This is a genomic window from Burkholderia sp. 4M9327F10, from assembly GCF_005503145.1.
GTDB lineage: Bacteria > Pseudomonadota > Gammaproteobacteria > Burkholderiales > Burkholderiaceae > Paraburkholderia.
The window spans coordinates 1-9,579 of record NZ_SCNV01000114.1; the positions used below are offsets into that span (position 1 = coordinate 1).

At 58.8% G+C, this 9,579-nt stretch carries 8 protein-coding genes; 6 read left to right on the plus strand and 2 right to left on the minus strand.

Translation table 11 applies throughout. The features are described 5' to 3' along the window. A partial coding sequence (locus tag FFS45_RS40780; protein ID WP_137960242.1) for a serine hydrolase domain-containing protein occupies nucleotides 1–1,179 on the plus strand: 1,179 nt, incomplete at its 5' end. A 219-nt stretch (nucleotides 1,180–1,398) separates the two neighbouring features. Here FFS45_RS40780 and FFS45_RS40785 read toward each other — a convergent pair. Next, nucleotides 1,399–1,992: a TetR/AcrR family transcriptional regulator gene (locus tag FFS45_RS40785; protein WP_137960243.1), complete on the minus strand. Its 594-nt coding sequence runs from the start codon at nucleotides 1,990–1,992 to the stop codon at nucleotides 1,399–1,401. A gap of 130 nt (nucleotides 1,993–2,122) precedes the next feature. Between FFS45_RS40785 and FFS45_RS40790 the strand changes: the two genes are divergently transcribed. From FFS45_RS40790 to FFS45_RS40800, 3 genes are read left to right on the plus strand one after another with little or no spacing between them, the layout of a single operon-like run. Then, nucleotides 2,123–2,878 carry an SDR family oxidoreductase gene (locus FFS45_RS40790; RefSeq protein ID WP_171029899.1) on the plus strand — a complete coding sequence of 252 codons (756 nt, stop codon included), beginning with the start codon at nucleotides 2,123–2,125 and terminating at the stop codon, nucleotides 2,876–2,878. A gap of 23 nt (nucleotides 2,879–2,901) precedes the next feature. Further along, nucleotides 2,902–4,347 carry an MDR family MFS transporter gene (locus tag FFS45_RS40795; RefSeq protein ID WP_137960245.1) on the plus strand — a complete coding sequence of 482 codons (1,446 nt, stop codon included), beginning with the start codon at nucleotides 2,902–2,904 and terminating at the stop codon, nucleotides 4,345–4,347. Beyond that, nucleotides 4,313–5,401, plus strand: a complete 1,089-nt coding sequence (locus tag FFS45_RS40800; protein WP_137960246.1) for an alpha/beta hydrolase — start codon at nucleotides 4,313–4,315, stop codon at nucleotides 5,399–5,401. Before FFS45_RS40795 ends, FFS45_RS40800 begins: the two co-directional genes overlap by 35 nt. Before the next feature lie 25 nt (nucleotides 5,402–5,426). On the opposite strand, the gene FFS45_RS40805 is transcribed toward FFS45_RS40800, so the two are convergent. Further along, nucleotides 5,427–6,425 (minus strand): AraC family transcriptional regulator, encoded by a 999-nt coding sequence (locus FFS45_RS40805; RefSeq protein WP_171029900.1) that lies wholly within the window; start codon nucleotides 6,423–6,425, stop codon nucleotides 5,427–5,429. 1,032 nt (nucleotides 6,426–7,457) lie between these two features. On the opposite strand from FFS45_RS40805, the gene FFS45_RS40810 reads away from it, so the two are divergent. Together FFS45_RS40810 and FFS45_RS40815 are read left to right on the plus strand one after the other, a co-directional pair. Beyond that, the gene (locus FFS45_RS40810) at nucleotides 7,458–8,423 is read left to right on the plus strand and encodes an alpha/beta hydrolase (protein WP_137960248.1); all 966 of its coding nucleotides are present in this window, start codon (nucleotides 7,458–7,460) and stop codon (nucleotides 8,421–8,423) included. A 145-nt stretch (nucleotides 8,424–8,568) separates the two neighbouring features. Further along, nucleotides 8,569–9,324, plus strand: a complete 756-nt coding sequence (locus FFS45_RS40815; protein ID WP_249363131.1) for an NAD(P)-binding oxidoreductase — start codon at nucleotides 8,569–8,571, stop codon at nucleotides 9,322–9,324. Nucleotides 9,325–9,579: the final 255 nt, after the last annotated feature.

Sequence of the window (9,579 nt, forward strand, 5' to 3'; positions counted from 1 at the left end):
GGACTCGACCGCTTGGATGCGACACTCCTCGACTACATAGACCGTGGCGCACTTGCAGGTGCCGTAACCCTCATCGCTCGACACGGCCGGCTCGTCCGCGTGCGCGCGATGGGTCATCAGGATCTGGTGAACGCCGTGCCGATGCGCGAAGACACGCTCTTTCGAATTTTCTCGATGACCAAACCTGTCACAGGCACGGCAATGATGATCCTTCATGACGAAGGTCGTTGGCGCCCCGAGGATCCCATCGCGAAACACCTACCCGAGTTCGAATCGCTCCGTGTCTACGCCGGGGTGAACGCTAACGGCGAAGTGCAGAATGCGCCTCTGGACCATCCGCCGACCGTTGGTGAACTGCTCACGCATACCGCCGGGTTTGCATACGGAACCCCCTTTTCCGATCCTGACGATCCCGTTGACGCCCTCTATCAAGGTGCAGGAATCTGGCAAGCGCCTGACCTGGGCGCGTTCGCTCGGCAGGTCGCTCAGCTTCCGCTTGCTTACCAGCCGGGAACCAACTGGCGTTACAGCCTGTCGATGGATCTGCAAGGCGCGCTGATCGAGCGGTTGAGTGGCCTGACACTTCCCGACTTCATGCGAGAGCGGATCTTCGCCCCGTTAGGAATGCTAGATACTGCGTTCCACACCCCACCTGAGAAGCGGCACAGGCTCGCAACGCTCTACGCGCGAGACGGCGAGTCGCCCCTTATCAATTATCCGAATCCGCTGATGAAGGAGGACTGGGATCGACCGCCATCGCTGGCAAGTGGCGGAGCCGGACTCGTCTCCACGGCATGTGACTATGCGCGCTACGCACAGATGTTGCTCAACAAAGGCGAACTGGATGGAACACGCATCGCGAGCCGGACCGCGATCGACCAACAGATGAGCGGGCGTCTTGCCGAATCGATACTGAACAAACGCATCACGACAGGACACTACACGCTGCGACCAGGTTTCTCGTATGCGTACAACGGGGCCGTGGTGGTCGATCCGACGCGCGCAGGCATGCCGGTCGGCGCGGGCACGTATCAATGGGACGGCGCAGCAGGCACCTGGTTCTGGGTCGATCCGACGAATGATCTCGTGTTCGTGGGACTCATCCAACTGATGTCGTTCACGGCACCACCGTTGCAGAAAATCACACAGGCGTTGATCGCTGACGCTCTTCTCGCGTAGTGAGTCGACCAAACGCCAAAAGCAGCGGGCACGCTAGCACGGAGCCCTAGCCGCCGCCGACAGTGACGCGATAACCGGTCACGGAATGGATTCGGCAAAGTCGCGGCGCGCGGCATGCACCGGTCCCGCAAAGCCCATGTCGAATGTGCGCATTGCAGCCCCGCTCAGTCCAATCAGTCAATGTGGTCGGCTCACGTACGAACAAGATCGAATCCCGGATTACGCGTCGCCCGGCGCCACACAGTGCTGGATCGCGCCACCGGCGAGCGCTACGACACGTTCGATCGCCGACGCACCAAATCCCGGCGCGTGCAGCAGATGGCGTGCGGCTGCAAGACCGATCACGTATGACGCAATCACGTTCGCTCGGATCTCCGCATCGTCGCCGGACAGACGGGCCGACAAAGGCTTGACGAATTCTTCTTGGAATCGCGTCGAAACGATAGCCGCCGTTTCAGGGTTGGCCGCGGCCAGCAGCAATAGTCGCAGCGGGTCGAACCCACCTACGTCGTCCGAGTCGCGCATGATGTGCCGAATCAGGAATTCACCGACTCCTGCCAAGCCGCCCGACACGGGAAGGTGTTCGTCGACATGGAAGGCGCCGGCCACCACCGCCTCAAACAACCCCTCCTTGCCCCCGAAATAGCGGCTCACGAGCGCCGCGTCGACGCCGGCTTCCGCGGCAATTTCCCGAAGCCCGACATTTTCATAGCTGCGCCTGGAAAAGCACTCCCTGGCAGCTTCCAGGATCTTCTCGCGCGTGCTCGCGGCGTTACGCGTCTTGGGTGGTGACTTCGTCGTCAGAACGCTCATGTGCGCCTTCCTTGATTCATCTGGTGATTTCGATCAATTTTCCAAATTATGTCATCAGCCGTTGACAACAGCAAACGACCAGCCCAGAATTAAAGTCATCGATTGTTGACTTATGGGGTTGGAGGGATCGATGGACCAGGTATTTCGCAAACTTCAAGGCAAGGTTGCCGTCATCACTGGCGGCTCCAGCGGCATCGGCTATGCAACGGCCCGGCTCCTGCATCAGCATGGTGCATCGGTCGCCATCGTCGGTCGGGACGCAAACAAGCTGGACGCTGCAGCGCTATCGATTGGTCCGCGCGCGTTCGGTATTCAAGCCGACGTGGCGGACATCGCCGATATCGAGCGCGTCATGCAAGTGGTCGGTGAGCGACATGGACGGATCGACATCCTGTTCGCGAACGCCGGCACGTCACACTGCCCGCCGTGGGAAAAGACCGATTCGGCGTCGTTCGACGCGATCATCGGCCTCAATTTCAAGGGCGTGTTCTTTACCTGCGCGCGTGCCGTGCCTCTGCTCGCCGACGACGCCTCCATCGTCCTGACGGGATCGGCTGCGGCCGACATGGGCCGTCTCGGCGATCCGCTCTATGCGGCTACGAAGGCCGCCGTCCGCAGCCTGGCCCGGACGCTCGCCAACGATCCCACCCTGCTGTCCAAACGCGTCCGTATCAACGTTCTCAGTCCCGGTGCGACGAAAACGCCGCTCACACAGGCTGCCTACGAAATTCCTGAGGTCGATTCGTACGTCCGCGACACCATTCCGCTCGGTCGCTGGGCCACGCCGGATGAACTTGCTCGAGCTGCGCTGTTCCTCGCCAGCTCCGACTCGTCGTACATGACTGGCAGCGTGCTCGCGGTCGACGGCGGCATGGCCCAAATCTGAGACACCCATTACTCGGGATCATCATGCTTTCGCAAGTACAACAGCCGATCAATAATTCGGTCAGGCCTCTTTCGCTGGTCTGCTTGATGCTCGTGGTATTCATCGCCACGCTGGATCAGACGATTGTCGCCACGACACTGATACCCATCGGCCGCGCGCTGGGCGATGCCGATGCCGCACCGTGGATCGCCACCGCCTATCTGCTGACCAGCGCCGTAACCACATTGATTCTGGGCAAGCTGGGCGACATCGTCGGACGGAAACCCGTGCTGCTCGCCTCCACCGCGATTTTCGTCGCCGCATCGGCGCTATGCGCCTCAGCGCCCCGCATGATCTGGCTGATTATCTTTCGTGCCCTTCAAGGCATCGGTGGTGGCGGTCTAAGCCCGCTCGTCATGGCCATCATGGGTGATCTCGTGCCGGCTCGCGAACGTGCGCGCTATCACGCGATGCTCGGCGTCATTCCCGCGGTAGCCATCATCCTCGGCCCGGTACTCGGGGGCTTGATCGTCGATCACTTGGTCTGGCAGTGGATCTTTCTGCTCAACGTGCCGATCGGGCTGGTCGCGATCGCCGCCATCGCGACGCAGATCAAACTGCCCCGCGGACGACAACGGCGGCGGCTGGATGTCGCAGGCTCCGTACTCGCCGTGATCTACACGACCGCTTTCCTGCTGGTCGCCGTGGAAGGCGGCACGACCTACTCGTGGGATTCGTGGCAAGTTGCCGCCCTCGCACTGCTGGGCGTGATTGCACTACTCGCCTATCTGCGGGTCGAGCGCAAGGCGCCGGAGCCCATCACACCACTCGAACTTTTCAAGAACAGTATCTTTACGATATCGGCCGGGCTGTTTTTCACTTCGACCGCGGCACTCTTCGTCTGCATGCTGTTCGTGCCGATGATGCTGCAGATGATCTTCGGCCTGTCGGCATCCGCGGCTGGAGGCAGCATCGTCCCACTCCTGTTTGGCCTCATTGTCGCGACGATGGTAACCGGAAGCCGTGTCGCGCACACCGGTCGGTACCAGTCGTTTCCAATCGTCGGCGCGTTGCTTTCCGGCGCCGGCTTCTACGCGCTGTCCCGGATCAATCTCGGCACACCGCTTTGGTATCTGCTGCTTCTGCTTACCGTCATCGGCTTCGGTATCGGCTGCTTCATCCAGGTCGTGATTCTTGCCGGACAGAATGCAGTCGATCAGCGGCATCTCGGCTCCGCCACCGGCGCACTCAATTTCTTCAAGACCATGGGTGGCGCATTCGGCGCGGCGATCTTCGGTGCGCTGCTGACGAACCGGCTGTCGGCCGGTCACGATCTTCCTTTGATGCTCGACGCCTTTGCGTCGACCTATCGCTACGCGGCCGTACTGATGGCCCTGACGCTTGCGCTCGCTTGCATGTTGCGCGAAAAGCCGCTGTCGGCGGAGATGCTCGAAGTTGCAGAAGGAAAAGTCGATGTCCCCGAATACTGACCCATGCGATGACACGCGTCGTGAAGCGGCCTTGCCGCCTTGCGCTGCGCTGCCGGTCGCCATTGCTCGCATCGCCAATCCGCGCGTGTCACGCCACGCGATCGAGTCCGCCCCGATCTCGATTCGCCTTCGCCTGCTCGACTGGTTGCTCAAGGCCACCGGCCAGAACAAGATCGACGAACTGAGCGACGACGCCATCGTGGCAGGACAGAAGCCGCTTCCCAGAAACTGGCTGATCGATCTTGTGTTCGGCAAACCAGCGGATGGCGTAGATATCCGAGTCCGCGCGGGTGAAGCGAGCATCCCACCACTTCGGCTTTACGTACCGTCAGAGCAGCACGCGGCGCGATCCGGATTGCTTTACCTGCATGGTGGCGGATGGGTGTCCGGCGATCCCGGGATGGCTGACTGGTGGTGCAGTCATTATGCCGCGCGGACCGGCACGATCGTCGCGTCGGTCGACTACCGACTCGCCCCGCGGCACCGCTTTCCTGCCGGGCTGCTCGATGCACATTCGGCGTTGCAAGCGCTGCACGGTGAGGCGGATAGCTTGGGCATCGACCAGGACAAGATTGGCGTCGCGGGAGACAGTGCAGGCGCGAATCTCGCGGCGGCACTGACGCTCCTCGCGAGGAACCAGCCTGGCCTCCCGATCGCGATGCAGATCCTGATTTGCCCGACACTGGATCTCCGGTTCGACTCGCCTTCCATGGACGAGAAATCGGATGCACCTCTGCTGAGTGCAGCGACGATGCGGGGGTATGCGCGACGGTATCTCGACGATTGCGCCGCCGTAGACAACCCGTACGTATCACCGCTACGGGCGAGCAATCTGAACGGGCTCCCGGCAACACTGATCCAGGTGGCCGAACACGATCCCCTGCGGGACGATGGCTGGAGGTACCACGCGAGACTCCAGGCGAACGGCGTACGCTCGCAAATCACCGAGTATGCCGGTGCCCCCCACGGACTCACCACGTTTCCCGGGCTCACTTCGCTTTCCGAGCGTGCGCTGGTTGAAGCGTGCGAGTTTTCGATTTCGGGAACTCTCTGACAGTCACTCCAACGGACGATACCACCTACTGCGCTATTCGCGTCGCGCGCCAGCGATTGGGCGTCATTCCCTCCCAGTCGCTGAACGCTCGCTTGAAAGAGTTAAGCTCCTCGAAGCCCAACAGGAACGCGATTTCGGCTGGATGCATATCGGTTGCGAGCAACCATCGCGCCGTATCTTGGCGCACGTCATCAAGGACTTGTTGGTATGAGGTTCCTGCCTCCTCAAGCCGCCGCTGGAGCGTACGCGTGCTGACAAGCAACTCGCTAGCGATGTCCTGTACGCTTGGGCGACGTCCGCGCATATTGCGTCCCACTGCCTGGCGTACCTCTTGTACCCATGGTAACTCAGAGACCCGGGCCGTCAACGCTGCTTCCAGAGCGGGCACCATCAGCTCGAGTAGTTCCAGATTGTGCGTCTTGAACGGCTCCGAAAGTAGTGCGGGGGATAGCACCAGCAAATCGCGCGGCGCGTCGAAAGTGATGTGGCACTCAAAATGCGAGACAAGCAAATCCGCGTTCACCGCACTGCGGCAAAGTTCTAGGCGAAGGGGTTTCACTGTTGTCCCGATACCGCGGGATATCAGTAGTACTGTGCTGGAGAAAGCGGCATCCGTCAGAAAGGTCGGTGCGGGACCTCCGGCAAGAAGCCATTTGAATTCGACATGAACCTCATTGGCTACCGCCTCGATCAGAATTTCCTCTGGGCAAACCAGGCGCTTATAGCGTGCCAGCTTGCCGATGGCCTCGGCACCATCCCGCGAGTGTAGGGCGACCATCGACGCGATGTCGTACTGATCGGGCGGTGGCTGGACACCGATGCGCAAGCCAAAATCTCGGTCAACCCCTGATGCCTCCAGTGCAACCCACAAGTCAAAAAACTGGCGTGTTGTTAACGTCACAACGCCGCGCGAAAAAAGCGATGCAGGCAATCCGGCGCGACGCAGCAACTGTTCCATGTCGATGCCGAACGACGAAAGGCGCCGAGGTAGCGATGCCGGCAAAGAAATCTGGTCAACGATCATGGAAAGAGGTATCGAATGGGTTCGCGGTGCGTAGCGAGTGTGCGACCTAGACACACACGCGTGTCTAGATCGTGAATGCTCCAGCGCCACCAGCAACGACCGGCGGGTCACGACCTGAAACATATCGCCTGACCACCGGCATTCGAACAGCACGCCACGGCCAATCATAGCTATGCGTCAGAATCTCGGTTGCGTCTACGGGGTGCTACGCAGGCCACTTGACGGTGTCGCCAGCGTAGCAGTAAAGAGTCCGCCAAAAACATCGTATCGCGCCATTTATGTTGGCGCGATTGGATTGGAAAGTGGCGCCATTCGATTCGCGTCGGCCTAGCGTCGACCACGACACTTTAGGTATGACGAGCCCGATTCTGGAAACGCGATGCCCCTTCAATGCTCAGCACATCATCGATCGCAAGCGCGTTACCCCGTTAGGCTCCCACATCGTTGAGGTGCACTTGCCCTTTGACAGGCAACTCGTCGGCATTTTGCCTGCAGCGTCCATGCCCCGCTCCGACCTTGCGGTCGCTGCCACGCCGTTTGTAGACGGCCCATTCGATACGGCAAAGCGGTAAAAGTCGGCGACCGGCGCGACCGAGACAATATGGCGAGCCACTGGGAAGAAGATGCAACGTTGGGCACTGACAGTACAGAACGCCCGACAACCTTGTTCCTGGCACGTTCGGGTAATCGGCCGGGTTCAGTAACGTCGGCAACAAGATGCAAATCATCTTCGACCTGTCGTATGTGCTATTCCTTCCGTCGACATCGACAAGGCAACCTGCCCGGTGAATGGCTCATCATTCAGGCTCAGCCGACGCCCCCGAGCGTGACATCAACGGACATAGCAGGTTAGAACCGGTATGTTCTCGTTGATGGACATGGTCCCAATTCTCTCGTGCCGTTTGGCGACGTTTGACACGGAGATGCGGGCCGTGAACTCTGCGAAAACAGGGTTCGCGGTTCGTCGAGCACCAAGCGCATATCTTTGATGCTTGCAGACTACCAGCATCTACTTTCAGGGACTCACTCAATATGAGCATCGTATTCAAGCCCGAGCAGGCTGCGTCTCTCAGCAAGGGCGCGCGAGACTTCCTTCGGGCAACTCCGACAATTCGATTGCCGGCGTTTCTCTACCGATACCTCGCACGCCCCGCCAATGTACCGAAAATGCGTGCGCAGTTTCAGGCAGGCGAAGACAAAATCGAGGAACAGATTATAAACGAGCACGGTCTGCAGCTCACGAGACTCACCGTCTCCGGCATTCCGGTGCTGGTCATCACACCACCTAAAATCGCCCACGGACTAGAGGGCTTTGTAGTCTTGAACATTCACGGCGGTGGGTTCGTCATGGGGACAGCGCGAGATCGCACGGCGCTGCTGTCCGCAGCCGAATTCGGCATGCCGGTCTGGTCGATCGACTACACGCTTGCGCCAGAAGCCCGATTCCCGGTCGCAATTAACGAGTGTCTCGCTGTGTATCGTGAAATGGTGCAAGCGCATGCAGCCAACCGCATTATCGGCGTGAGTAGTTCCGCTGGCGGACAGATCATGCTAGCCATGCTTCTACGCGCACATGCGGACGGACTGCCGATGCCAGCGGCTTTGTCCATGTATACACCTGCCTCCGACATTAGCGGCGTTGGCGACTCCAGTATCGCCAACGACGGACGCGATGTGGTGCCGCTCAAACTTTCGCTCGCGCTCATGCAACAGAATTACCTCAATGACGACGATGCCACAAGCCCACAGGTTTCCCCCCTGTACGCGGACTATCCTGTCGATTTCCCACCGACGGTGATCTCGACTGGCACGCGCGATCTCCTCCTGAGCAATTGCGTTCGCCTGTTCTGGAAAATCAAAGGCGCTGGAGTAAAAAGCGAACTGCTCGTTATGGAAGGCGGATGGCACGGATTCAACTGGGAGCCGGACCTGGCCGAAGCAAAACAGGCACGCGCGGCGGTACGCGACTTTGTAGTGCTTCATCTCCAAGGAAAGTAAGCATGTGGTCGCAGGTGACGAATAGCACCAGTCTGCTTCAGGAAAACTTGCTATAAATTTGACCAGCAATTTAACTTGGTTTGTAGCCAAATCCATGACGATTAAACCACGCGCTCACGACTTGCCATCATCTCTCACCCGTTCCATGCTGGGAACTACGGCTAGCGAGTCCTTGACCCACGTTACGGCGACACCGCTCCACTTTTTCCTGTTGGGTGCTACGGGCCGAACGGGTTCGCTCTTTCTAACGCAAGCGCTTTCCCGAGGTCACGTTGTAACAGCTTTCGTACGCAATGCGTCGCGGTTGCCTGCAGCCGTGAACGCGCACCCAAACTTGCGTGTTGTCACTGGCGAATTGCACGAAGCAGACAAGATGCTACGTGCGATGAAAAAAATAACACCAGATGCGGTGTACATAATGCTCGCATCCGAAGTTGCCCCCTACACAGCGGTTTCCACAGGGACGGAAAGTGTGCTATTTGCATTGCGAGAGTTACATGCTACGCACCCTGCGAATCAAAAAACCATACCACTCATTAGCATCGCTGCGTGGGGTCTCGGTCCGACTGCCGGTTATATCAAAGGCTTATTTTCTCGATGGATCGTTGGTGTAGCGAAGCGTTCATTCTGGGCAAAGCCCTTTGCCGACTTTGAAAGGCAATTGGCGGATATTGAGGGTGCGCCTGGCATTATTATCCCGATAATAATTTTGCCGCCGATTCTCAACAATAGAGAAAAATCGAACTCCTACCTATCCGGCGATGCAAGTGCGATGAGAAATGTTATGGGCATCACCAACACTGTAAGCCGGGCGTCAATTGCTGACCTCTGTTTGAAATTAGGGGAAAATGTCGTTTCAGGACATAAAATACCTCAATGGATCGCCATTACGAATCCGTAGACCATGATCGGTCGATGAGGCCGATTAACGGCGGCAACCAATCATACATTTCAATCATCGATATATGGAGCGACCTCACCGTTTCTGTGTGCGAATGCAGTTGTGACTCGATAAGCGTCTGACCTCGCCCCCCGGATTACCTAGTCTGCCTTGCAGAAGTTCGTAAGGCGCTGCCTAGCCTGGCGATGCGGTTAGTTGGCGGGTAATAGAACTCCCAGAACGAATATCGATCTGATAAAGATTCTGGGAGTTTCG